Annotated in this window: 23 protein-coding genes and 1 pseudogene; 9 read left to right on the top strand and 15 right to left on the bottom strand. The window is 74.2% G+C overall.

What is annotated here, in order from left to right:
• Positions 1-543: 543 nt before the first annotated feature.
• Complete coding sequence (locus A4V12_RS20090; RefSeq protein ID WP_064070728.1) at positions 544-1,083, top strand: GNAT family N-acetyltransferase; 540 nt, start codon at positions 544-546, stop codon at positions 1,081-1,083.
• Positions 1,084-1,086: 3 nt separating this feature from the next.
• A pseudogene (locus A4V12_RS20085) lies at positions 1,087-1,779 on the top strand (methyltransferase domain-containing protein); the annotation flags it as partial.
• A gap of 338 nt (positions 1,780-2,117) precedes the next feature.
• On the opposite strand, the gene A4V12_RS36945 reads toward A4V12_RS20085, so the two are convergent.
• The 5 genes from A4V12_RS36945 to A4V12_RS20060 all read right to left on the bottom strand — a co-directional run bounded on the left by A4V12_RS36945 (position 2,118) and on the right by A4V12_RS20060 (position 6,233).
• Positions 2,118-2,615: a hypothetical protein gene (locus A4V12_RS36945; protein ID WP_064070727.1), complete on the bottom strand. Its 498-nt coding sequence runs from the start codon at positions 2,613-2,615 to the stop codon at positions 2,118-2,120.
• A 200-nt stretch (positions 2,616-2,815) separates the two neighbouring features.
• Entirely contained in the window at positions 2,816-3,595 is a 780-nt protein-coding gene (locus A4V12_RS20075) for an amino acid ABC transporter ATP-binding protein (RefSeq protein WP_064070726.1), read from the bottom strand.
• Positions 3,596-3,603: 8 nt separating this feature from the next.
• Entirely contained in the window at positions 3,604-4,404 is an 801-nt protein-coding gene (locus tag A4V12_RS20070) for an amino acid ABC transporter permease (RefSeq protein WP_064070725.1), read from the bottom strand.
• Positions 4,401-5,249 (bottom strand): ABC transporter substrate-binding protein, encoded by an 849-nt coding sequence (locus tag A4V12_RS20065; protein WP_079137169.1) that lies wholly within the window; start codon positions 5,247-5,249, stop codon positions 4,401-4,403. Before A4V12_RS20065 ends, A4V12_RS20070 begins: the two co-directional genes overlap by 4 nt.
• A 477-nt stretch (positions 5,250-5,726) precedes the next feature.
• Complete coding sequence (locus A4V12_RS20060; protein WP_064070724.1) at positions 5,727-6,233, bottom strand: GNAT family N-acetyltransferase; 507 nt, start codon at positions 6,231-6,233, stop codon at positions 5,727-5,729.
• 406 nt (positions 6,234-6,639) lie between these two features.
• Here A4V12_RS20060 and A4V12_RS20055 point away from each other — a divergent pair, with 406 nt between their 5' ends.
• On the top strand, positions 6,640-7,056 hold the full coding sequence (locus tag A4V12_RS20055) for a cold shock domain-containing protein (RefSeq protein WP_064070723.1): 417 nt from the start codon (positions 6,640-6,642) through the stop codon (positions 7,054-7,056).
• 103 nt (positions 7,057-7,159) lie between these two features.
• Positions 7,160-8,413 carry a cytochrome P450 family protein gene (locus A4V12_RS20050; protein ID WP_064070722.1) on the top strand — a complete coding sequence of 418 codons (1,254 nt, stop codon included), beginning with the start codon at positions 7,160-7,162 and terminating at the stop codon, positions 8,411-8,413.
• Here the strand turns inward: A4V12_RS20050 and A4V12_RS20045 are convergent.
• Together A4V12_RS20045 and A4V12_RS20040 are read right to left on the bottom strand one after the other, a co-directional pair.
• Positions 8,387-8,626: a hypothetical protein gene (locus tag A4V12_RS20045; RefSeq protein ID WP_064070721.1), complete on the bottom strand. Its 240-nt coding sequence runs from the start codon at positions 8,624-8,626 to the stop codon at positions 8,387-8,389. The genes A4V12_RS20050 and A4V12_RS20045 overlap by 27 nt on opposite strands.
• A 67-nt stretch (positions 8,627-8,693) precedes the next feature.
• A complete protein-coding gene (locus A4V12_RS20040) occupies positions 8,694-9,173 on the bottom strand; it encodes an NUDIX domain-containing protein (protein WP_064070720.1) in 480 nt (159 codons plus the stop codon).
• A 78-nt stretch (positions 9,174-9,251) separates the two neighbouring features.
• Here A4V12_RS20040 and A4V12_RS20035 point away from each other — a divergent pair, with 78 nt between their 5' ends.
• Complete coding sequence (locus A4V12_RS20035) at positions 9,252-10,031, top strand: uracil-DNA glycosylase (RefSeq protein ID WP_079137168.1); 780 nt, start codon at positions 9,252-9,254, stop codon at positions 10,029-10,031.
• Between the two features lie 24 nt (positions 10,032-10,055).
• Here the strand turns inward: A4V12_RS20035 and A4V12_RS20030 are convergent, their stop codons facing one another.
• The 3 genes from A4V12_RS20030 to A4V12_RS20020 all read right to left on the bottom strand — a co-directional run bounded on the left by A4V12_RS20030 (position 10,056) and on the right by A4V12_RS20020 (position 13,962).
• Positions 10,056-10,994 (bottom strand): FAD-dependent oxidoreductase, encoded by a 939-nt coding sequence (locus A4V12_RS20030; RefSeq protein WP_064070719.1) that lies wholly within the window; start codon positions 10,992-10,994, stop codon positions 10,056-10,058.
• Positions 10,995-11,095: 101 nt separating this feature from the next.
• Positions 11,096-12,493 carry an FAD-dependent oxidoreductase gene (locus tag A4V12_RS20025; protein WP_064070951.1) on the bottom strand — a complete coding sequence of 466 codons (1,398 nt, stop codon included), beginning with the start codon at positions 12,491-12,493 and terminating at the stop codon, positions 11,096-11,098.
• A gap of 32 nt (positions 12,494-12,525) precedes the next feature.
• On the bottom strand, positions 12,526-13,962 hold the full coding sequence (locus tag A4V12_RS20020) for an FGGY family carbohydrate kinase (protein WP_064070718.1): 1,437 nt from the start codon (positions 13,960-13,962) through the stop codon (positions 12,526-12,528).
• 559 nt (positions 13,963-14,521) lie between these two features.
• Between A4V12_RS20020 and A4V12_RS20015 the strand changes: the two genes are divergently transcribed.
• Positions 14,522-15,517, top strand: a complete 996-nt coding sequence (locus A4V12_RS20015; protein ID WP_064070717.1) for a hypothetical protein — start codon at positions 14,522-14,524, stop codon at positions 15,515-15,517.
• A gap of 38 nt (positions 15,518-15,555) precedes the next feature.
• Positions 15,556-17,082: an amino acid permease gene (locus A4V12_RS20010; RefSeq protein WP_064070716.1), complete on the top strand. Its 1,527-nt coding sequence runs from the start codon at positions 15,556-15,558 to the stop codon at positions 17,080-17,082.
• 34 nt (positions 17,083-17,116) lie between these two features.
• Here A4V12_RS20010 and A4V12_RS20005 read toward each other — a convergent pair whose 3' ends face one another.
• Entirely contained in the window at positions 17,117-17,848 is a 732-nt protein-coding gene (locus A4V12_RS20005) for a GntR family transcriptional regulator (RefSeq protein ID WP_064070950.1), read from the bottom strand.
• A 195-nt stretch (positions 17,849-18,043) separates the two neighbouring features.
• Between A4V12_RS20005 and A4V12_RS20000 the strand changes: the two genes are divergently transcribed.
• Positions 18,044-19,234, top strand: a complete 1,191-nt coding sequence (locus A4V12_RS20000) for a zinc-dependent alcohol dehydrogenase (RefSeq protein ID WP_064070949.1) — start codon at positions 18,044-18,046, stop codon at positions 19,232-19,234.
• 6 nt (positions 19,235-19,240) lie between these two features.
• Here A4V12_RS20000 and A4V12_RS19995 read toward each other — a convergent pair whose 3' ends face one another.
• A complete protein-coding gene (locus A4V12_RS19995; RefSeq protein WP_064070715.1) occupies positions 19,241-20,647 on the bottom strand; it encodes an FAD-dependent oxidoreductase in 1,407 nt (468 codons plus the stop codon).
• A 23-nt stretch (positions 20,648-20,670) separates the two neighbouring features.
• The gene (locus A4V12_RS19990) at positions 20,671-21,048 is read right to left on the bottom strand and encodes an ArsR/SmtB family transcription factor (RefSeq protein WP_064070948.1); all 378 of its coding nucleotides are present in this window, start codon (positions 21,046-21,048) and stop codon (positions 20,671-20,673) included.
• Between the two features lie 100 nt (positions 21,049-21,148).
• On the opposite strand from A4V12_RS19990, the gene A4V12_RS19985 reads away from it, so the two are divergent.
• A complete protein-coding gene (locus A4V12_RS19985; protein WP_064070714.1) occupies positions 21,149-23,131 on the top strand; it encodes a heavy metal translocating P-type ATPase in 1,983 nt (660 codons plus the stop codon).
• A 100-nt stretch (positions 23,132-23,231) separates the two neighbouring features.
• Here the strand turns inward: A4V12_RS19985 and rpmF are convergent, their stop codons facing one another.
• The gene (gene rpmF, locus A4V12_RS19980) at positions 23,232-23,402 is read right to left on the bottom strand and encodes a 50S ribosomal protein L32 (protein ID WP_064070713.1); all 171 of its coding nucleotides are present in this window, start codon (positions 23,400-23,402) and stop codon (positions 23,232-23,234) included.
• Positions 23,403-23,475: 73 nt separating this feature from the next.
• On the bottom strand, positions 23,476-24,018 hold the full coding sequence (locus A4V12_RS19975; RefSeq protein WP_064070712.1) for a PadR family transcriptional regulator: 543 nt from the start codon (positions 24,016-24,018) through the stop codon (positions 23,476-23,478).
• Positions 24,019-24,034: the final 16 nt, after the last annotated feature.

The raw sequence follows: 24,034 nt of genomic DNA, 5'->3' as shown, positions 1-24,034 counted from the left end.
GGCGTTGTCGTCGGTCACCATGGCTCCCTCCTCCGCCTTGCGATCGCACGCACCGGACACCGCGACCCCCGCCCTCCGGGCGGACGCCGATACTTTGCGGACACTCCCTAGAGGCCCGCCACGCAGCCCTGGCCGGGTAATCGACCCACTGCGCGTCAGCCAGCAGACTGTCTCCAAGACCTGATCTTGTAGGTGGTCGTGGGGCGTCGATCGAGTGTGTTCGTCCGGCCGGCCACGATCGACGAGGGTCGTAGGCTGCAGCGGATCAGCCGGACTGCGAAGGACCCGGTCGAACTCCGCCGGGCAATCGTGGTGCTCATCTGCCTGATCGTGGATCGAAGCGGAGTTCGCGGCGCTGCGCCACTTCGCGCTCAACGGCACCGACCACCGCAGCCACAGCGAGCAGAACGCCGCCATCGCCGCCTACGTCCGCCGGCGCAACGCACGCGCCGAATCGAAGACCGCCTTCGCGCCCGACTCCTCGATCCGCAGTTGGACCAAGTACCCCGCCAGGGCGGACTGAGCCAGCTCTACGATCTTCACATGAGTGACCGGAACCCGAAGGCCGATGAACTGCAGACGGCTCGGCTATCGCTACGGCGTCCGACCGAAGCCGATATCGATGCAATCTTTGCAATCCACCATGATCCCGAGACGTGCCTGCACAACCCCTCCGATGCGCTCGCCCGGCCCGACGAGGCCAGGGAGCTGTATCGACGCTGGAACGAGCAGTGGCAGCGATACGGATACGGGTACTGGGTTGCCCGGCGCCACGATTCCGATCAGCAGTTGGGCTTTTGCGGGATCAAGCCCATGGAACTGCAGGGCATGAAGGTCCTTAACCTCTTCTACCGCTTCGCCACCTCGGCCTGGGGCCAGGGCTACGCCGGCGAAGCCGCCACCGCGGTGACCACCTGGGCATCCCGCCATGTTCCCGACCTGCCGCTGATCGCCCGCGTCCGGCCGGCCAACACCGCTTCCCAGCGCGTGGCGATCCGCGCCGGCCTGACACGAGCGGAGCACCTCGACGGCACTGGATACGACGGCCACGACTGGATCTACGCAGCGAAGCTGGCGAACTGAAAGGGCACCCGTGCCACCAGCGGCGATGACGCAGCCATGGTCCAGGATCGCGACCGGTTCCTGCCGACCGGCACCTACGCGCCCATTCGCGAAGTCGGGGCCCGCCTGACGGCCGACGCCGTGTCCGAGCAGGGCACGGTGGTGGACGTGGGGTGCGGCACGGGTTACTACCTGGCCGGCGTACTCGACCAGTTGCCCGGTGTCCGTGGTCTGGGGCTGGACACATCGGTGCGCGCACTGCGCTTGGCAGCCCGTGCCCACGACCGAGCCGCCGCGGTGGCCTGGGACGTCTTCCGTCCCTTCCCGCTGGCCGACGAGGCGGCCGATGTCGTGCTGGACGTGTTCGCCCCACGCAACCCGGCCGAGTTCCGCCGCGTCCTGCGCCCGACCGGCAGGCTGATCGTGGTCCGACCCACCGGACGGCACCTGGCCGAGCTGCGCGGGCAGGTGCCTGCGATGGTCACGATCGACCCGGCCAAGGAACAGCGCCTGGACCGGGCGCTCAACCCGTTCTTCGAGGTCGCCGTTACCGAACAGGTGGAGTACCGCGCGTCCTTGACCAAGCTGGATGCCCTGAACCTGGTCGCGATGACGCCGAGCGCACGCCACGTGAGCCGTGCAGACCTGAATGACAGCAGCGTCCTGCCGGACCAGGTCACCGTCTCCGTGCTGGCCACCGCTTACCAGCCTCGGTGACCGGGCGCATGCGCCTGCTGCCGACGGCACCTGGGACACGGTTCTGGCTCGACTGACCGCCCAGGCGGACTCCATCAACGGGATCGGCTGGAGGTTCCCGGTCCACTGGACGATCAAGCTGGCCCACCAGCACGCCACGAACCGGGCTCGGCCGGGAAGCGACGACCCCGGCCGGGAAGAGCGGCGGCGCATCAGGCGACGACGCAGGTCGCGTCTGGAGGAAGCCCGGCTCCGGCAGGTCCCGAGGGGGTTGACGAGCAAGGTTCATCTCGCCGCGGACCGCCGGTGCCGGCCGTTGTGGTTCGTCCCAACCGCCTGATCACGACGTCACGCAGGACCTAGTCGGGGATTCCTGGCATGCCCCATCGGGCGGCTCTGTCGCTGACTTCGGCTTTCGGGCAGGTTTGGCGCCAGGTCGTGAGGGCCGGGGGGCGGGCCGGGCGGCCGGAGAGGCGCCGCCTGCCGTGCACGTTCAGGCGGAGTGTTGCCAGGTCGTGCACGTTGTCGTGAATGAGGACGACGCGGGTGACGTGCTGGGGGTCGTGTTCGGTGGTCCGTCCACCGACGCGGCGGAGGCGGACTCTGGCCGGGCCGCCGGCTCCACCCGGGACGATGCGCGCCTCGACCAGACGCCGTCGGTCCCACCCCCAGTACGCGACCTCCCCGAGCAGATAGACGGCACCTGCGTAGAGGACCCATGTGGCATCCGAGTCCGTCCACATCAGCAGGCCGAAGAAGCCGAGGCAGCCGACCGTCACCCCGATGCGCCGGAGCCGCGGAACCATCTGCATGCTCTTGTCGTCCGCGTCCCACAGCAGATCCTCGCTGGCAGCCATGCCGCCATCATGTGCCCCGCCCGTCTGCCTGGAAAGCCCAGAGCGTGCCGCAAGGCCCGACTCAGGGGACTTCGACTCGTACCGGTGCTGAGCGTTGGTCCGGTTCCGTGGGCTGCGCGGTGATCCGTCCGGCATCGGGCTCGAAGGAGACTCCCCAGCTCTCCGCCCGGCAGCCGATCGATCACGACGTCACACAGGCCCTAGGGCGCCTCCTCGGGGCCGGGCGGGTCGGCGGCGGCCGGGTCGAGGATGCGGGTCAGGAAGTTCCGGGTGCGTTCGTGCCGCGGATCGCCCACGACCTGCGCGGCCGGGCCCTGTTCGACGATGCGGCCCTCGTCCATGAACACCACCCGGTCGGCGACCTCGCGGGCGAAGCTCATCTCGTGCGTGACGACCATCATGGTCATGCCCTCCGCCGCCAGCATCCGCATGACGGCCAGCACGTCACCGACCAGTTCGGGGTCGAGCGCCGACGTCGGCTCGTCGAACAGCATCACCTCGGGGCCCATCGCCAGCGCCCGCGCGATCGCCACCCGCTGCTGCTGCCCGCCCGACAACTGCGCCGGATAGGCGTCCGCCTTGTCCGCCAGCCCCACCCGCTCCAGGTTCTCCCGGGCGACCTTCGCCGCGTGCCCCTTGGCGCGCCCCAGCACCCGTCGCTGCGGCAGGGTGAGGTTCTCCGTCACCGTCACGTGCGGGAAGAGGTTGAACTGCTGGAACACCATGCCGATCCGGCGGCGTACGGCGTCGATGTCGACGTCCAGGTCGGTGACCTCGGTGCCGCCCACGAAGACCTGGCCCCGGGTCGGTTCCTCCAGCAGGTTCACGCAGCGCAGCAGCGTCGACTTGCCGGAGCCGGACGGCCCGATGACGCACACCACCTCACCGGTGGCGACCTCCAGGTCGATGCCGCGCAGCACCTCGTTGTCGCCGAAGGACTTGTGCAGGCCGCGGATCTCGATCTCGTACGGTGTCGGCATCGGCGTCCTCACTTGGCCCTGGCGGTACGGGCCTCGAGGCGGCGCACCACGAAGCTCAGCGGAATCGTCACCAGCAGGTAGCACAGGCCGGCGACGAGGATGGGCGTGGAATTCGCGGTCTGGCTGGCCAGGTCACGGCCGAACTTGGTCAGTTCGCGCTCGTCCAGGGTCACTCCGAGGAACAGCACCAGGGAGGAGTCCTTGAACAACAGCACCAGTTCGTTGGTGAGCGGCGGGATGATGATCCGGTACGCCTGCGGGAGGATCACCGACACCATGGCACGGGCGTGCGAGAAGCCCAGCGACCTGGCTGCCTCCATCTGCCCCCGGGGCACGGCCTGGATGCCCGCCCGGATCGTCTCCGCCATGTACGCCGCGGCCACCAGCCCGAGACCGAGGGCGACCTTGCCGTACGTGCCGCCCGGGATCTCCGTGCCGGGGAACGCCAGAGGGACGGCCACTCCGACGAAGATGAAGATCAGGAGGGCGGGCAGGCCGCGGAAGATCTCGATGTAGACGCTCGCGGCCCACCGGTAGGGCGCCACCGACGACAGTCGCATCAGGGCGATGACGAGGCCCAGCACGAGGCCGAAGGCGAAGCCGGAGAGGGTGTACACCACCGTGTTGCGCAGGGCGATGGTGATGATGTCGGGGAAGAGCCGCTCGGCCAGGTCCGCCTGTGCGAACTGGTTCTGCAGACGGTCCCAGTCGGCCAGGACGGCGATCACGACGACGACGGCGACGAAGACCGCGTACTGCACGCCCTGCGAGATCCTCCGCCGCTGGCGCCTCGTCAGCCGTGAGGTCACGACTGGCCCTTGGGCAGCGGGCCGATCCACTGCTCGTAGATCTTGTTGTACGTGCCGTCGGCCCGGGCGTCGGTGATCGCCTTGTCGATCGCGGCGCGCAGCTTGGTGTTGCCCTTCTTGACGGAGAAGCCGTACTGCTCCCCGGTCTCGATGTTCTGCCCGAGGGCGAAGGCGTCGGCGTTGGCCTTGTCCTTCAGCCAGCCCTGCACGACGGGGTAGTCGATGACGACGGCGTCGACCTGTCCGGTGCGCAGGCCGTTGAGCACGGCGTCGGAGCTCTCGAACGCCACCGGGTCGAACCCCTGGCTCTTGGCGTAGCTCTCGCCGGTCGTCTCGGCCTGGGCGCCGAGCTTCAGCTTCTTCTCCTTGATCTCGGCGAGGGTGGTCACCCCGCTCTTCTTGCTCGCCAGCAGGGCCTGGGTGGCGTCGAAGTAGGGCACCGAGAAGTCGACGTTCTTCTTGCGGTCGGCGGTGATCGTCATCCCGGCGGCGGCCAGGTCGCACTCGCCGGAGTTGAGGAACGCACCGGTCTTGAAGTTCTCGAACGGGGTGTCGAGGATCTCCTGTTCGACCCCGAGGTCCTTCGCCACCAGGTCGATCAGCGCCACGTCGAAGCCGACGATCTTGCCGTCCTGCTCGAACTGGAAGGGCGGGTACGGCAGGTGGGTGCAGGTCGTCAGCTTGCCCTTCTCGACCACGGGCACCCCGCCCGCGGCCTCGCCGGGTCCTTCGTCGCCGTTGCCGCACCCGGTGGCGACGAACAGCAGACCGGCCGCCGCGGCGCCGGCGGTGAAGACGGTACGGGTGCGGTGGGCGCGTCGCTTGCCGCCGGCAGTCCTCGTCACGGTTGACCTCCATGGGCGCGTGGGCGGCCTTCGGGCGGCGCCGGGGGTGACGCCGGTGACGCGGCCGCCGGGCGTGATCGTATGACACGGAGGGCGCGCCGTCGCGGAGATCGGCCACGCGGCCGCGGGCCGGGCGGGACCGGGTCCGTCGCCCCCGTGCCGGGCGGCCGGCCCGGACCGTGGTCCCGGGTCCGGCCCCGCGCCGTCCCGGCGGGCCGGGCGCCGGGTCGCGGGAGCGGGCCACGTGCGGGACCGGGCCGGCCAGGGGCCGCGAGGGGTCCGGAGCTCAGGCGCGCGGGTCGGCGGCCGCCCGACGGTGAAGGGGCGACTGCCGCCACCGCCGCGGCAGCCCTGATCAGCAGTGGGCCGTACGCCGCGTGCGCGAGCACCAGGGCGTCACCAGGACGGCCGGCCGCACACCGATCCGCGAGAAGGACGGCTAGCGGGAGCGGGCTCGGGACTCCCGGGCCCGCTCCGTCACGTCCCGGCGCCGATCGTCCTGCGGAAGCACACCCGGTCCTGCCCGGGGCCGTCGTGGTCCCGGTGCACGGACATCCCCTCGACCTCGTGGTCGCCCTCCACCACGCCGAACCCCATGGCCCGGTGGAAGGCGACCGCCGCGCCGTCCCCCGGGGCGGCCACCGCCCGCACCTCCCGCCTGCCGGCCTCGGCGGCCCGCTCGAAGAACGCCGTGTACAGGCCGCGTGCCAGGCCGCGCCCGCGCAGCACCGGGTCGACCCCCACGAAGTGGATGTAGGCGACCTCCTCGCTGTCGGCCGAGTGGAGGCCGATCAGGAACGCCTTGACCCCCGTGCTGTCCTCCGCCACCAGGCTCGTACCCGCGAAGAACTGCAGGAACAGTCTCGGCAGGATCAGCGACGGCCCGCGGGGGCCGGCCGGCGCCGGCGACCGGCCGGCCCACCTGTGCGCGCACTCGACCAGTGCGCGGTGGTCGGACACGCGTGCCCGGCGCATCATCGGCATGTCAATCCCCTTGGGTCTCGGTGCGCTCGGTGTGCCACCGGCGGGTGCGGGTCGGTCCCTCCCCACCATGCCGCCCCCGGCGCGACGCAGCGCGGCGACCACCGGTGTGTCGTGGCGTGCGGATGACCGGCACCGCCGCGCCCCGGCCGGACGTCCACCGCCGCCGTGCCGCCGTGCCGCCGTGCCGCCGTGCCGCCGTGCCGCCGTGCCGCCGTGCCGCCGCGCCCGGTCCCGGTGCCCGTCTCGTTCGGTGCCCACCGTGCGCCGCCCGGGGTCCGGGCGCACCGGACGGCACCCGCCGGGGCGCTGCCGGGCGGGGCCGAACGGCGGTAGATTCACCGCCGGGCCGAGCGGGCCCAGGACCCGTACGGGTGGCGGAGCGGCGCGTGGGCGTGGAGGTACGGCTGTGCTGATGATGGGCAAGATCCTGCGGTTCGACGAGGTCCGCGGGTACGGGTTCATCGTGCCCCGGGAAGGCGGCGAGGACGTCTTCATGCACGCGAACGACCTGGTCGACGACAAGTACCTGTACCAGGCCGGGCGGGAGGTCGAGTTCTACCTGGAGATGGGCGACAAGGGCCCCAAGGCGTCCGAGATCCGGCTCGTCCACCAGCCCCCGCGCCGCCCGGCGGCCGCCGCCGTCCCGGTGCCGCGGGACGACGCCGACGACGACACGCTCGACGTGCTGTCCACCGCGGAGTTCCAGGCCGAACTGACCGAGGTCCTCATCGACGCCGACGGCACCCTCACCACCGCCCAGCTCAAGCGCGTCCGCACCCGGGTCACCGAACTGGCCCGCGCGCACGGCTGGGTGGAGGGCTGACGAGCCACCCGGCCGCGGCCCGGCGCCCGCCCGCACGGCAGGACCCGCCCAGGACGCCCGTCCGTGCCACCGGGGCACGGCGGCGACGGACAGGAGACCGCTCATGAACGCCGCACGACCGCACCGCATGGACTCCGCCGGAGGCTGCCCGCACGCGGCCAACGCGCGGCTCCTCGCCCAGGGCTCCGTCGCGCCCGTCGTCCTCCCAGGCGACGTACCCGGCATGGCCGTGGTCGGCCACGAGGCGCTCAAGCGGTTCCTCACCCACCCGGACGTGGCCAAGGGCGCCGAGCACTTCACCGCCCTGCGCGACGGGCGCATACCCGCCGGCTGGCCGCTGCGGACCTTCGCCACCGTCCCGGGCATGACCACCGCCGACGGCGCCGACCACCGGCGGCTGCGGTCGCTCGTCGGCCAGGCCTTCACCGCGCGGCGCGTGGCGGAACTGCGGCCCCGCGTCGAGGCGCTGACCGCCCGGCTCCTCGACGGGCTGGACCGGGCCGCACGGGCCGGCGACGGCGTCGCCGACCTGCGCCGCCATCTCGCCCTGCCGCTTCCCCTTGGCACCATCTGCGAACTGCTCGGCGTGCCGGACGAACACCACGACCGGCTCCACCGGCTGTCCAGCCTGGTGGTCTCCACCGACATCGGCCCCGAGGAGGTGACGGCCGCCAACCAGGAGATGGCCGAGACCCTCGGCGCCGTCGTGGCGGCCCGGCGGGCGGCCCCCGGCGACGACCTGACCAGCGCCCTGATCGCCGCCCGGGACGCCGGCGGCGACCGGCTCGGCGAAGGGGAACTGATCGGCACCCTGCTCCTGATGGTCGTCGCCGGGCACGAGACCACCCTGAACCTCGTCACCAACGCCGTCCGCGCCCTGTGCGCCCACCGCGACCAGCTCGGCCTGCTCCTCGACGGCCGCGCCCACTGGGCCGACGCGGTCGAGGAGACCCTCCGCTGGGACAGCCCCGTCAGCCACTTCCCCTTCCGCTACCCCACGCGCGACCTCACCCTCGACGGCACGCTCGTCCCGGCGGGCACCCCCGTCCTGGCCGGCTACTCGGCGGCCGGCCGCGACAAGGACGCCCACGGCCCCGACGCCGAACGGTTCGACATCACCCGTACCGCCCGCGGCACCGCCGTCCGCCACCTCTCCCTCGGACACGGGCCGCACTACTGCCTCGGCGCGCCGCTCGCCCGCATGGAGGCCACCATCGCCCTCGAACGGCTCTTCACCCGCTTCCCGGACCTGGACCTCGCGGTCCCCGAGGCGAGCCTGCCCCGCGTCCCGAGCTTCGTCGGCAACAGCGTGCGCACCCTGCCCGTACGGCTACGAGGAGGCGGCGCCGCCCGCTGAACGCAGCACGGACACCAGGTGCAGCAGCCGCGCCTCATTGCCCGTCAGGCCGGCGCGGCGCAGCGCCTCGTCCGCCTCCGCCATCGGTGACGCCAGGTACGCGCCGGCCATCGGGGCGAGCACCGGATCGGCGAGCACCGCCCGGGTCGCCTCCAGCAGGCGTATGTACGCCTGGGCCGCGGCGCGCTCGGGCATGGTCAGGGTGGTGGTCATCTCTCGCTCCCTGTCGACCGGTTGATGTGTCGTCCCCGCCGTCCACTCTCGCGCACGGCACTGACAATCAGCTCCCGTCGCGCTCGCGCACGTACGCGGCCAGCCGCTCCAGGAACACCTGCTGGCCGGAGACCAGGCGGGATGCCGCCCGGTCCGGGGACATCCACTCCACACGGTCGACCTCCGGGAACTCCCGGGTCCGCCCCGACCCGCGCGGCCATTCCATGGTGAACGTGCCGGGCACCACCGCCGCCGGGTCCAGGTCGGCCTCCACCGCCCAGACCGTGACGATCTTGCCGTTCGCCTGGCGGGTCTCGCCCAGCGGCACCTGCTCCCCGTCCGGCACCGGCAGGCCCAGCTCCTCCACGAACTCCCGCCGCGCGGCCGCCTCGGGCGTCTCGTCCGCGCCGTACTCGCCCTTCGGGACCGACCACGCCCCCGCGTCGCGGGACGCCCACAGGGGGCCGCCCATGTGGGCGATGAGCACCTTCAGCCCCCCGTCCGAGGTGCGGAACAGCAGCAGGCCGGCACTTCGCTTCACCGTCATGCCGGAAGTCTGCCCACCGGTCGGCGCGTTAGCGTCGGTACCGCAGCGATCACCCCGAGCGAGGGAGCGAGAGGTCACATGTCCGTGTCCGAAGGGCCCCGGGGCGGGACGGACGAGCCCGGATACCCCGAACGGGCGGCCGCCACCGCCCCGTCCGTGGCCGCGCTCGACGAGCGGGTCACGCACTGCCGCGCCTGCCCGCGGCTGGTCGCCTGGCGTGAACAGGTGGCCCGCGAGGGACGCCGGGCGTACGCCGGCTGGGACTACTGGGCGCGGCCCGTGCCCGGCTTCGGTCCCGACGACGCCCGCCTCCTCGTCATCGGCCTCGCCCCCGCAGCCCACGGCGGCAACCGCACCGGCCGCATGTTCACCGGCGACCGCTCCGGGGACGTCCTGTACGCCGCCCTGCACCGGGTCGGCCTCGCCAGCCGGCCGGATTCCACCGACATCGACGACGGCCTGCGCCTGTACGGGACACGGGTCACCGCCCCCGTCCACTGCGCCCCGCCCGCGAACCGGCCCACGCCCGGCGAACGCGACACCTGCCGCCCCTGGCTCGCCGGTGAACTGCGCCTGCTGCGCCCCACGGTGCGCGCCGTCGTGGTCCTCGGCGCCTTCGGCTGGCAGGCCGCGCTGCCGGCGCTGGCCGCGGGCGGCTGGTCGGTGCCCCGGCCCCGGCCGGCGTTCGCGCACGGGGCGCACCACACGCTGGCCGCCACGGACGGCGGACCGGACCTGGAACTGTTCGGCTGCTACCACGTCAGCCAGCGCAACACCTTCACCGGCCGGCTCACCCCGGCCATGCTCTCGGACGTGCTCGGCCGGGCGGCGCGGGCCGCCGGGCTGAGCGCGCCCTGACCCACGGCAGGGCACCGTCCCGGGTCACCACCACGGGCCGCGCCAACGGCCGGCGATGCGGCGCCACCCGCGCAGCGGCGCCCCGCCCTCCACGGGCACGACCGCCCCGGGCCACGGCTCGGCACCGGACAGGAAGGCCAGCACGGGCCCCGCCACCGCCCGCCCCTCCGCGGCGGCCCCGCCGGCCGGTCCGCCCGGGTGCACCAGGCCGCCCACCGCGAACACGCCGGGCACCGACGTACGGGACGCACCGTCCACCGCCGGCCCGCGCGTCCCCCCGGCCAGGGCCACGCCACCCGACCGCGCCAGCTCGTGCTCCGGGACCCAGTCGCCGGTGAGGACCAGGGTGTCGCACGCCAGGGTCGTCCCGCGCCCGTCCCGGTGCCGCACCCGTACGCCCGACAACCGCCCGCGCCCGAGGACCTCGGCGACCGCCGTACCGCGCAGCACGGGCAGCCGCCCGGTGACGGCGCCCGGCCGGCGCCACGGCTCCCGCGTGACCACGGCCACCACCCGCACGCCCGCCCCGCGCAGCGTCCGTACCGCCCGCACGGCGTCCGGCTCCGCACCGACGACCACCGCGCGGGTGCCGACGGGCTGCCCGCGGTCCAACGCCCGTCGCACCTGGCCCCCGGTCAGCACTCCCGCGGGGCGGGTCCCCGGCACGAGGCGGGCAGCGCGCGGGCGTTCCCGCGCACCCGTCGCCAGGACCACCGCCCGCGCGGTGACCCGCGCGCGGCCGGACGGGCTCGTCGTGTCCAGCGTGAGCGGGCCGGACCAGCCGGTGGCGGTCGCGCCGGCGCGGAGCACCGCACCGGCGCGTACCGCCGCGTCCGCCCGCCGCCGGACGCCCGCGAGGTCCCGCTCCGGCTCCCGCTCCAGCACTTCCACGGTGCCCGCGCCCCGGGCGGCCAGCCGGGCGGCGGCGGCCAGTCCGGCGGGCCCCGCCCCGACGACGAGCACGTCGACCGTACGCTCCGCCGTCCCCGTCCCCGTCCCCGTCCCCGTCCCTGTCGTTCCCGTGCCTGTCGTCCCGGCCCCCGTCCCTGTCGTCCCCGTGCCCGTCATCGCGCCCCCTCGAACAGCTCCCGGACCGCCGCCCCGCAGAAGGTCCCCTGGCAGCGGCCCGCGCCCGCCCGCGTCCGGCGCCGCAGCCCGGCGGGCGTGGCGGGCGGGACCGGTGAGGCGAGCGCGTCGCGGATCTCGCCGCGCGTCACCCGCTCGCAGTGGCACACGATCTCCCCGTACGCCGGATCGGCGGCGATCGCCTCCGCGTCGGCGTACGGCCGCGGGAACGCCTCGCCCACGTTCGGCATCCGCACCGCGGGCAGCTCGCGCGCGGGGCCGGGCTCCAGCCCGGCGCGGGTCAGCAGGCCGACCACGTGGGCGGCGATGGCCAGGGAGGCGGTGAGCCCCGTCGAGCGGATGCCGCCCACGGTGACGTACCGCTGTCCGGGGTGGCAGGCGATCCGGTAGTCGTCCTCCTCGGTCGCCGCCCGCAGCCCCGCGTAGACCGCCGTAACCTCCTCGTCCAGCAGCGCGGGCAGGATCCGGCGGCCCCGCTCCCGGAGGAACGCCAAGCCCTCGGCCGTCGACCCGGTCGCCGCCTTGTCGTCCACGTCCTCCGCGGTGGGCCCCAGCAGCACCTTGCCGTGCACGGTGGGGGAGACCAGCACGCCCTTGCCGCGGGCGGTCGGCACCGGCAGCAGGATGTGCCGCACCAGGCCGCGGGCGCACGCGTCGAACACGATCAGCTCGCCCCGCCGGGGCCGCACCGTGAAGTCGCGGTGGCCGAGCCGCCGGTCCAGCTCGTCGGCGTGCAGGCCCGCGGCGTTGACGAGGAACCGGGTGCGCAGCACGCCCCGGGTCGTCACCAGTTCGTGCCCCGGCCGGACGTCCAGCACCCGGTGGCCCAGCAGCAGGTCCACCCCCGCGCGGACGGCCTGCGTGGCGTACGCGAGCACGGTCGTCCACGGGCAGATGACGCTCTCGTCCGGCACGTGCAGGGCGCCGAGTGCCCCCGGCCCGAGGTGCGGTTCACGGGCCCTCAGCTCCTCGGGGCCGATGAGCCGGGCCGCCCCGTACCCGTTCGCCAGGGCCTTGCGCGCCAGCCCCGGCAGCGCGGCGAGCTGGTCCTCGTCCCAGGCGACGAGCAGCGCGCCGAGCGGCTCCACCGGGATGCCCGTGTGTGCGGCGTAGCCGGTCAGGAGCCGGTGCCCCTCCCGTACGAGCCGGGCCTCCAGCGAGCCGGGGACGGCGTCGAAACCGGTGTGCAGGATCGCGGTGTTGGCCTTGGACGTGCCCTCGCCGACGTCGTCCGCGGCGTCCACCAGCGCGGTGCGCAGCGGGAAGCGGGCCAGCTCCCTGGCGATGGCCGAGCCGACGACCCCGGCACCGACCACGACCACGTCGTACGGTGCGCCGGGCGGGGCGGCCCCGGTCACGGCGGCGGCCCGGGTCACGGCGGCGGCCCCGGTCACGGCGGCGGCCCGGGTCACGGCGTGCGCTCCGGCAGGGCGGCCACGGCCGCGCGGAAGGCGCCCATCCGCTCGGCGGCCTCGGCGGCGGAGACGCGCGGCTCGTAGACGGCGGACGGCCGCCACCGCGGTACCACCTCGCCCAGCGGCAGCAGCGGGTCGAGGCCGAGGCGGGCGAGGGCACCGGCGCCGAGGGCGGTGGCGTCCGGGGACGAGGCCACCTCCACCGGCAGCTGGAGCAGGTCGGCCTGGGTCTGCATGAGCAGCGCCGAGCGGGTCAGGCCGCCGTCGACGCGCAGGGTCGCGAGCGGGGCGCCCAGGTCGGTCGCGGCCGCGCCCGCCAGCTCCACCACCTGCGCGGCGATCCCCTCGCACAGGGCCCGCACGAGGTGCCCGGCCGTCGTGTCCAGCCCGAGGCCGGTCACCGAACCGCGGGCGTCACCGCGCCACCAGGGGGCGGCGAGCCCGGCCAGCGCCGGGACGAAGGTGACGCCGCCCGCGTCCGGCACGGAGGACCCCACCGGGTCGAGGTCGGCGGCCCCGCCGATCACCCCGAGGTCGGTGAGCCAGCGCACGGCGGAGGCGGCCGTGTACACCTGCCCGTCCAGGCAGTAGGCGGTCCGCCCGGCGAGCCGCCACGCCACGCAGGCGACGAGCCCCGATCCGCCGCGCCGGGGCCGGTCGCCGGTCTGGGCGAGGAGGAACGCCCCGGTGCCGTAGGTGCACTTGGCGTCGCCCGGCGCGGTCGCGCCCTGGGCGAGCAGCGCGGCCTGCTGGTCGACCAGCAGGCCGGTCAGCGGTACGCCGGGGCCGAAGGCGCTCGTGGTGCCCACCGGGCCCGCCGCGTCCACGATCCGCGGCAGGCGCTCGCCGGACAGCCCGTAGACCTCCAGCGCCTCGGGCGACCAGGCGGCCCGGTCCAGGTCGAGCAGCTGGGTGCGCCCGGCCGTCGCCGCGTCGGTGACGAACTCGCCGGTGAGCCGGTGGACCAGCCAGGCGTCGCTGGTCGTCACCACGCCTTCACGGGTCAGGTGCCGGCGTATCCAGGCCATCTTCGGAGCGGCGAAGTAGGGGTCGAGGGGCAGTCCGGTGACCTCCCGCAACCGGTCGGCGTGCGGGGCCAGTTCGGCGCAGACGTCCGCGGACCGCCGGTCCTGCCAGACGATGGCGTCGGTCAGCGGCTCCCCGGTGGCGGGGTCCCAGGCGAGGACCGTCTCGCCCTGGTTGGACAGGCCGACGGCGACGACCGGCTCCCCGGCGGCGGCCAGGGCGCGGCGCCCGGCGCCGACGACGGAGTCGAGCAGCTCGCGCGGGTCGGCCTCCACCCGGCCGCCCGGCAGGTGGCGGGGACGCACCGGGGCGGTGGCGGAGCCGATGACGCCGCGGTCCGGGCAGATCACCAGGGCCTTGGTGCCCGAGGTGCCCTGGTCGACGGCCAGTACGGGCCCCGTCATCGCCACTCCCGTTCGTGTGGTGTTCTCACGGACCGCGGTCGTTCGCGGCCCGCGAGGAGATCGCCGTGGTGCGTCGTGGTCCGCCGTGGTGCGCGGTGGCGCACGGACGTCCGCCGACGTCCGCCGCCGTTCGTCCCGCAGCGTGCGACAGCCGCCGGAAGGCGTCCGAAAGCCGCCCGGAGGCCCCTCGAAGCTTCGTCGAGGAGATCGCCCGAACGTGCGCGAAGACCTCGCCGAAAGATCGTCGATCAAGCGTGGTCCAGACCGGCTCCGGCGTCAAGGCCCACCGTGACCGTTCGGACACGGAGGGCGGGCACGCCCGCTCCGCACGCTACTGACGGTTCATCAATGTTCTTTACGTTGCGGAACGTTGTGTTTCTCGCTCGAAAATGGACCACGGTCGTCCGTCGAGCCCTATAGTGATCGCCGATCAACGGCCGGTAGTCGAGGAGAGTCACGACCGCTCCCCGTGGCACGCCGGCCGCACCCCCCACCGTGCGCCCAGAGGACCCATGACCGTCACACCGATACCGGCCTGCCCACCGACGGGGACGGGGTGATGCCCGGCCAGGACTTCCGGCCGGTGTACCACCCGGCGGGCCACGACATCGCCCTGCGCGGGGTGCTCCAGGACCTGCGCACCGGGCGGTGGCTGTCGATGGCCCAGCTCCTGACCGACACCGCCCGGACCGCCGACCGGTCCCTGTGGACCCGCCGCACCCAGGTGCTGGCCGCAGTCGCCGCGGGCTCCGACGTCGTGCAGGCCTGGCGCGTCGAGCAGCCCCACAGCATCGCCGCGGCCGTCATGCACGCCAGGGTCGCCGTGGAGCGCTCCCTGCGCGCCCACCGGGAGGGGCACCCGCGCACCGGGGAGCTGTGGCGGCTCGCCTGGGAGGCGTGCCGTGACGCCTCCCACGTGGCGCCCGCCGACCCGGTGCCCTGGGTGTGCCTGCTGGCCCTGGCCGTCCTGGACGGCGACCGGAGCATGGAAGAGCACCGGGAGCGACCGCCCGGCCCGATGCTGCCGCCCGGGCCGTGGGGCCTGCTCGCCGAGGCCGACAAGCGCGACCCGCACAACCGCGAGGCCTACCACCGGATGCTGCAGTTCCTGTACACCCGCCACCCGGGCAGCGGGTCCCTGCCGGAGGCCGTCAACTTCGTCCAGTGGGCCGCCGCTTCGGCGCCCCCGGGCTCGGCGCTGCACGCCCTGCCGCTGTACGCCAGGGTCGAGCGGTACCGCCGCGACGGCGGCCAGGAGCGCGCCCTGGACCTGCACTGGGTCGCCGAGGACGCGACGCGCGACGCCGAGCGGGCCCTGCTGGCCTGGTTCGACCATGCCGACCCGGCCGCCGAGTCGCTCCTCGACCTCAACCACCTGGCGCACGCGCTGTGGGGAGCCCTCCGGTTCGACGCCGCCGCCCGGGTCTTCGAGGCGCTGGGCCCGTACTACACGCCCCAGCCGTGGGCGTACCGCACCCGCGATCCGGCCGACCAGGCCCTGGCCGAGGAGCTGTTCACCCGCGCCCGCGCCCGCTGCCTGCACGCCCCCCGCTGACCGACACCCCACACCACCCACCACTCGGAGGTAGCGCCATGTCCCGCACCCTATGGGCCGGTCCGGAGCGGCCGGCGCCGGTCACGGACGAGGAGGAGCGGCTCAGGGAGCTGGGTTACCAGCCGGTCCTGGCCCGCCGCATGGGGGGCTTCGGCAACTTCGCCATCAGCTTCTCCGTCATCTCCGTCCTGTCCGGCTGCATGACCCTCTACGGCTTCGGCCTCGGTACCGGCGGGCCGGCCGTGATGATGTGGGGCTGGGCGGGCGTCGGCCTCTTCGTGCTCTGCGTCGGTCTGGCGCTCGCCGAGGTGACCAGCGCCTACCCGACGTCCGGGGCGCTGTACTACATGGCCGACCGGCTCGGCGGGCGCCGCTGGGGCTGGTACACGGGTTGGCTCAATCTGCTCGGTCTGCTCGGCGCGATCGCCGGCATCGACTACGGCGCGGCGCTCTTCACCGGCGCGTTCCTCAACCTGCGCTTCGGCTTCGAGCCGACACCCGGCTCCACCTTCGTGATCTTCCTGTGCATCCTGCTGCTGCACGCCGTGCTGAACCTCTTCGGCGTGCGCCTGGTCAGCGTCCTCAACTCCATCAGCGTGTGGTGGCACCTGACCGGTGTCGCCGTCATCGTCGGAGCCCTCGCGATCGTCCCCGACCAGCACCGGTCGGCGGAGTTTGTCTTCACCGAGTTCGTCAACGACACCGGCTGGGCCAACCCCTTCTACGTGGCGGCGGTCGGCCTGCTGCTCGCCCAGTACACCTTCTCCGGTTACGACGCCTCCGCCCACCTCTCGGAGGAGACGTCCAACGCGTCCGTCTCCGCCGCCAAGGGCATCGTGCGGGCCATCTGGGTGTCCTGGCTCGCCGGCTTCGCGCTGCTCGCCGGGCTGACGTTCGCCATCCAGGACTACGCCGGCACGCAGAACACCGCCACCGGCGTACCGCCCGCCCAGATCATGCTCGACGCGCTCGGCTCCGGCGGCGCCACCGCGCTGCTCCTGGTGGTGATTGTGGCGCAGCTGTTCTGCGGCAACGCCGAGGTGGCCGCCGCCAGCCGCATGGTCTTCGCCTTCAGCCGGGACAACGCACTGCCCGGGGCAGCGCTCTGGCGCAAGGTCAGCACCCGCACCCAGACCCCGGTCCCGGCGGTCTGGCTGTCCGTCGCCGTCGCGGCGGTGCTCGCCGTGCCGTCCCTGTACTCGGCCACCGCTTACGGCGCGGTCACCGCCATCAACGTCATCGGCATCACTCCCGCGTACGCGATCCCCATCTACCTGCGGCTGCGCGCCGGGGACCGGTTCCGGCCCGGCCCCTGGTCACTGGGCCGCTGGAGCAGGCCCGTCGGCTGGACGGCGGTCGTGTGGGTGGCGGTGGTGACCGTGCTGTTCTGCCTGCCGCAGAAGTCGCCGGTGACCATCGACACCATGAACTACGCCGTGATCGCGCTCGCGGTGGTGCTCGTCCTGTCCACCGCGTGGTGGTACGTCGCCCGCCGCTCCTACGGCACCCCGGCCCCGTACGGCACCGCCCGCGAGCAGGCGGAGCTGTCGGAGGGCATCGTCTGACGCCGCCGGGCCCGGCCCCGGTGCGCGAACGGTCTCAGCCGGTGAACTCGTAGGTCCAGGAGGCCGCGTCGGGCGAGAACCGGATGTCCGTCACCTCCAGCACATGGCCGTGCTGGTCGCTCACCACCCGGTGCACGGTGAGGCACGTGGTGGCGACCGGGCCGTGGCCGACGCCGATCGACTCCCGGCGGGTGAGCCGCAGCCCCGCCCGGTGCATCCAGTGGTACAGCATCCGCAGGTCGGGGCGGGCCGGCCAGGACTCCGGGCGCCGGTAGCGGGCGAGTTCGGGCACCTCGGAGAGCGCGTACCGGGAGAACCGGGACACCGCCTCCTGCACCGGTGTCCCCCCGGTGCCCGGCACCTGGTGGCGGTGGACGAGCGACGGCTCGCCGGGCGGCAGGCCCAGCCGTTCGGCGAGGCCGGTCGGGGCCGGTTCCCAGAAGAGCCGCGTCACGGCCGCCGCGTCCGGACCGCCGGTGCCGCACGGGAAGCGCAGCAGACCCGGCGCGAGGACCGGACCCGAGGCGTCCGGTGCGGTCGCCGCGGCGAACGTCCCGCGCCGTTCGGTCACCACGAGCCGTTCGTCGCGCAGCAGTTGCAGGGCGTTGCGCACGGTGTGCCGGTTCACCCGGAAGCGGTGCACCAGCGAGCGCTCGGACGGCAGCCGGGCGCCCGGGGCGATGCGCCGCTGGGTGAGGTCGTCGCGCAGCGCGGCGGCGACCCGGAGATAGAGCGGGAGCGCCGCGGAGGTCTGGGGCTCAGCCATGTTCAACCCTCAATTTCCTTCGCTCACAGTAGTCGAGCGTGCCGTGTGGGTGATCAATCACTATCATTGGTCTAAACCTCTACGGAAGGGGGTCCCCGGCATTCCGTCGCACTCTGGCCGGATCGGATTCACCCGCCGGGCGCCCGGGTACCCGTGGCCGCGCCCCCGCAGGAGACCGGCGAAGGGAAGCGCACGATGAGGGCCGTGACATGGCAGGGAAAGCGCGACGTACGGGTGGAGACGGTGCCCGACCCCAGGATCGAGGAGCCGACCGACGCGATCGTCAAGGTCACCTCCACCGGGCTGTGCGGCTCGGACCTCCACCTCTACGAGGTCCTCACGCCGTTCATGACACCCGGTGACATCCTGGGACACGAGCCGATGGGCATCGTGGAGGAGGTCGGCCCGGAGGTTCCGCACCTCAAGCCGGGCGACCGCGTGGTCGTCCCGTTCCAGATCGCCTGCGGACACTGCTGGATGTGCACCTCGGGCCTGCCGACCCAGTGCGAGACCACCCAGGTCACCGAGGAGGGCATGGGCGCCGCGCTCTTCGGCTACACCAAGCTCTACGGAGCGGTGCCCGGCGGCCAGGCCGAGTACCTGCGCGTCCCGCAGGCCCAGTTCGGACCCATCAAGGTCCCCGAGGGCCCGGCGGACGACCGCTTCCTGTACCTGTCCGACGTCCTGCCCACCGCCTGGCAGGCCGTGCAGTACGCCGACGTCCCGCCGGGCGGCTCGGTCGCCGTCCTCGGGCTCGGCCCGATCGGCGACATGAGCTGCCGCATCGCCCTCCACCAGGGCGCCGCCCAGGTGATCGGCGTCGACCTCGTGCCCGAACGCCTCCAGCGCGCCCGGGAACGCGGGGTCGAGGTGTACGACCTGAGCGGGTTCGACGACCACGACGAACTCGTGGACGCCATCAAGGACCGCACGGGCGGCCGCGGTCCCGACGCCGTCATCGACGCCGTCGGCACCGAGGCGCACGGCAGCCCGGTCGCCCGCACCCAGCAGAACGCGGCCGGACTGCTCCCCAAGGCGTGGGCGGCCCGGCTGCACCAGAAGGTGGGCGCCGACCGGCTGGCCGCCCTCTACCTGGCCATCGCCCTGGTGCGCCGGGGCGGCACCATCTCGCTGAGCGGCGTCTACGGCGGGGCGGCCGACCCGATGCCGATGCTGACCCTCTTCGACAAGCAGGTCCAGCTGCGCATGGGCCAGGCCAACGTCCGCCGCTGGGTCGACGACATCCTGCCCCTCCTCACCGACCACGACCCCCTCGGCGTGGACGACTTCGCCACCCACCACCTCCCGTTGACGGACGCCCCGCACGCCTACAGGATGTTCCAGCAGAAGCAGGACGGCGCCGTGAAGGTCGTCATGCGCCCCTGAGTGCGGTCAGCCGGTGCCGCCCTCCTCGGCCTCCGGCCGCAGCGGCGGCTCCGCCGGGGTCGCCGGCACCGGCCGCAGGAGCACCGCCCGGGCGACCCGCGGGGCGAACAGCGCGGAGAGCGGGCTCGTCAGCATCAGTACGGAGCGGAAGGCCCGCCCCACGTCGGGGTCACCGGTGTACCGCGCCTGCACCCGGTCGAGGTACCAGGCGGCGGGCCGGTCGAGCGGCCGGGACGCCGTGGCGTTGCCGACGGCGCCCGGCATGGTGCGGTCGGACCCGGCGGAGATGTCCCAGGCCTGCCGGGACGCCCGGCACAGGGCGCGCTGCACGCGCAGCGTGGTCGGCGTCCTGCGCGGGTCCGCCAGCGCGTCGCGCAGCGCGACCGCGCCGAGCGCGGCGACCGCCATGCCCTGACCGTAGATCGGGTTGAACGTGCACAGCGCGTCCCCGGTGGCGAGGAACCCCGCCGGGCGGCGCCCGGGCCGGTCGTAGCGCCGCCGCACGTTGGCCGTCCGGCGGAAGCTGCGCACGGTCGACTCGGGGTGCGCCCGGGTCAGCCAGTCGTGCAGGATCGGGTGCGGAAGCCTCTTCGCGTACTCCGTGAACGCGTCCCCGTCCGTGGGTGGTTCGTCACCGCGCAGCCCCGAGAGGGTCACCAGGAACCGTCCGCCCTCGATGGGCAGCGCCCCGCCGCCGTAGGGCTGCCGGGCGTTGGGGACGACGTAGAGCCCGAGGCAGTCGGCGAGGCCGCCGTCGGAACCGTCCCGGTACACCCGGGTCGCGTACGCGAGGCCGGTGTCGATCGTCTCCTCGTGCGCGGGCTCGGCGCCGATCGCGGCCAGCCACTGGGGCGCCTGCGAACCGCGGCCGGACGCGTCCACCACCAGGTCGGCCTCCAGCGGCCGGGACCCGCCGCCCGCGCCGCGCTCGCGCACCAGCACCCCGCGCACCCGGGCCGCGTCGCCGAGCAGCCCCACCGCGTCGGTGTTCTCCACCGCCGTGATCCGCGGGTCCGCCAGCACCCGCCGCCGGACGAGGTGTTCCAGCCGGGGCCTCGCGCCGGTGTACAGGTAGGCCGTGCTGGCGGTGCGCCGGAACCACCGGCCGCCCTGCCACTGCACCATGTCGCGCGGCATGCCCAGCCGGGGCGCGCCCTGCTCGTCCAACTCGTCCACCAGGCCCGGCAGGAGCTGCTCCAGAGCCAGCTGCCCGCCCTCCAGCAGGACGTGCGTGTGCCGCGCCTGCGGCACTCCCGCGCGGGGTTCGGGCCCCTCCGGGAAGCGGTCGCGCTCGACGACGGTGACCCGTTCCGCGTGCTCGGCGAGCACCCGGGCCGCGAGCAGTCCGGCGATGCTCCCGCCGATGACCACGGCGTGCCGTGCCCCGCGCCTTGTACCCAACTGGTCGGCCATGCGCGCCCCTTCGCGTCGTCCGTCTAGGACTGACCAGTATCCCCCGCGGATCCGGGGAGGTCGCGCGCTCCGAGGCGGAGGTGCTCGATGTGGTACACGGCCTCGTCGAGGAGCTGGGCGACGTGGTTGTCGTACAGGCTGTACTCGATGCGCCGGCCCTGACGCGTGCCGGTGACCAGGCTCAGGGCGCGCAGCAGCCGCAGCTGGTGGGAGACCGCCGACTGCTCCATGGCCACGGCCTCGGCCAGCTCCGTCACTCCGCACGGCCCCTGGCGCAGCCGGGTGAGGATCATCAGCCGGGACGGAGTGGCGAGGGCCTGGAGCGTGGCGGCGATGGTGGCCGCCGACTCCGCGTCCAGGCGTGCCGCCGGGGTCGTCTCACCGTTCACTCCGTGTCCCATGCCGGTCATCGTAACCGCGTGTCCCTCGTACGGATGAAGACCTCTTCATGTGTTCCGCTATGGTGGTGCTCCCAGCCGCTCCGTGAAGAGGTGTACGCCCATGGCATCCCCGGTGCTCGACGCCAGGCCCGCGGCCCGCTCCGGCCCCGCCGCCCCACCGCTCCGCCGGACCAGGGTGTTCGCCCTGCCCGAGGTCCGCTGGGCCGCGCTGTCCGCCGCCGCGTTCCTCGCCGCGTTCCCGCTCGACCTGGCGGGGGCGCCCGCCTGGGCCTGGGGACCGCTCTACGCCGTCTGCTACCTCGCCGGGGGCTGGGAGCCGGGGTGGGCGGGACTGCGGGCCCTGCGGGAGAGGTCCCTCGACGTCGACCTGCTGATGGTGGTCGCGGCGGTGGGTGCCGCCGCGATCGGGCAGTACCTGGACGGCGGGCTGCTGATCGTCATCTTCGCGGTGTCCGGCGCCCTGGAGGCCCTCGCCACCCGCCGCACGGCCGACTCGGTGCGCGGCCTGCTGGACCTGGCCCCCGCCACGGCCGTACGGCTGGCCGGATCCGGGGAGGAGACGGTCCCGGCCGCGGACCTCCGGGTCGGCGACACCGTCCTCGTACGGCCGGGGGAGCGGCTGCCCGCCGACGGCACCGTCCTCGACGGCACGAGCGACGTCGACCAGGCCACCATCACCGGCGAGCCCCTGCCCGTCCCCAAGGCGCCGGGCGACGGGGTCTTCGCGGGCACCCTGAACGGCACCGGCGCGCTGCGCGTACGGGTCGACGAGGACGCGTCCGGGTCCGTCATCGCCCGGATCGTCGCCATGGTGGAGGAGGCCAGCGCGACCAAGGCCCCCACGCAGCTGTTCATCGAGAAGGTGGAACAGCGCTACTCGGTGGGCGTCGTCGTGGCGACCCTCGCCCTGTTCGCCGTGCCCCTCGCCTTCGGCGCGGACCTCACCGCGACGCTGCTGCGGGCCATGACGTTCATGATCGTGGCGTCGCCGTGCGCGGTGGTCCTCGCCACCATGCCGCCGCTGCTCTCCGCGATCGCCAACGCCGGCCGGCACGGCGTCCTCGTCAAGTCGGCCGTGGCGATGGAACGGCTGGGCCGGATCGACCGGGTCGCGCTGGACAAGACCGGCACCCTGACGGAGGGCGCGCCGCGGGTCGCCGAAGTGCGTCCGACCGGCGGCCCGTTCACGGAGCCGGAGGTCCTCGCCCTGGCCGCCGCCGCCGAGCTGTCGAGCGAACACCCGCTCGCCCGCGCGGTGGTGGACGCCGCCCGCCGGCGCGGCCTGACCGTGCCGCGGGCCACCGACTTCTCGTCCGCGCCCGGCCGGGGCGTGCGGGCCGTCGTGGACGGCCGGGTGGTCGAGGTGGGCCGCCCCGCGGCCCCGCCGCCCGCCGCACAGGACGGGCCGGACGTCCCCGCCGCGCAGGAGGCGCAGGCGTCCGCCGTCCGCGACCTGGAGGCCGCCGGCCGGACCGCCGTCGTGGTGACCGTCGACGGCGTGCCCGTCGCCGTGCTCGGCGTCGCCGACCGGCTGCGCGAGGGGGCCGCGGACGCCGTCGCCGCGCTCACCCGGCTCAGCGGCACCGCGCCGGTCCTGCTGACCGGCGACAACGAGCGCGCCGCGCGCCGGGTGGCCGACGACGTCGGCATCACGGACGTACGGGCCGGTCTGCTGCCCGAGGACAAGGTCGCGGCCGTACGGGAGGGGGAGCGCGCCGGTCTGCGCACGCTCGTGGTCGGTGACGGCGTCAACGACGCGCCGGCGCTCGCCGCCGCGCACTGCGGTGTCGCGATGGGCCGCGCCGGCTCCGACCTGGCCCTGGAGACGGCCGACGTCGTCGTCGTACGGGACGAACTGGCCGCCGTCCCGGCGGTGGTGGCCCTCTCGCGGCGGGCCCGGCGGCTCGTCGTGCAGAACCTGGTGATCGCCGGGGTGTGCATCGGCGCCCTGGTGGTCTGGGACCTGGCCGGGCATCTGCCCCTGCCTCTCGGCGTGGCGGGCCACGAGGGCTCCACCGTGCTCGTGGGCCTCAACGGCCTGCGGCTGCTGCGCGAGAGGGCATGGCGCGGGGCCGGCGGCTGAGCGCGCACCCGGCGGGGCGGACGTGTCGCCGGGGGCGGCGGCGGCCCGTGGTCGCCCCTTCCTTCTTCCGGGACAGCACGCCGGTCGCCGGTCCCGCCGGTCAGCCCTCCGGGTGGATCAGACCGCGCTCGTACGCCTTCACCAGGCGCTGCGGCACCTGGTGCACGGTCCCGTCGACCGTGACGGGCACCAGCTGGGGCGTGGACGCCTTCCACTGGGCGCGCCGGTGGCGGGTGTTGGAACGGGACATCTTCCGCTTGGGTACGGCCATGACCGGGGGACCTCCATCGTCGGTACGGTGGCGGTCACGCTACATGAAAACGATTACCGTTAACAAACGCCGGTCAGCGGTCCCCGTCGTCGAACCCGGCCAGAGCCTCCTCCAGCCACGCCGTCCAGAACCGCTCCAGCTCGATCCCGCCGCGCAGCACCAGGTGCCGCAGCCGGTCCGCCTCCGTCGTGCGGCGCTCCGGCGGGAACTGCCGCTCCTCCATGCCCCGGTACTCCTCCAACTGGGCCCGGTGCAGGGCGAGGTGGCGGCGCAGCTCGTCCGCGAACCCCTCGGTGCCCACCACCGCGGCGGCCCGCAGCCGCAGCAGCAGGGCGTCGCGGATGGGCTTGGGGTCCTCGCTGCGCCGCACCCAGTCGGTCAGCTCCGCGCGGCCCGCGGGCAGCACCTCGTACTCCTTCTTCTGCCCCCGGGAGGGGACCGGGGCGGGCAGGGCCCGGATGTGCCCCGCCTGCTCCAGTTTCCCCAGCTCGCGGTAGATCTGCTGGTGCGTCGCCGACCAGAAGTAGCCGATCGACCGGTCGAAGCGGCGGGTCAGCTCCAGACCCGAGGACGGCTTCTCGAGCAGGGCGGTGAGGATCGCGTGCGGGAGTGACATGACCGCATCCTAGGGA

Origin of the sequence: Streptomyces noursei (assembly GCF_001646665.1) — a bacterium.
Lineage (GTDB): Bacteria > Actinomycetota > Actinomycetes > Streptomycetales > Streptomycetaceae > Streptomyces > Streptomyces lavendulocolor.
Note: the sequence above shows the minus strand (reverse complement) of the source record. Positions and strands in the feature narration are given on the sequence as shown.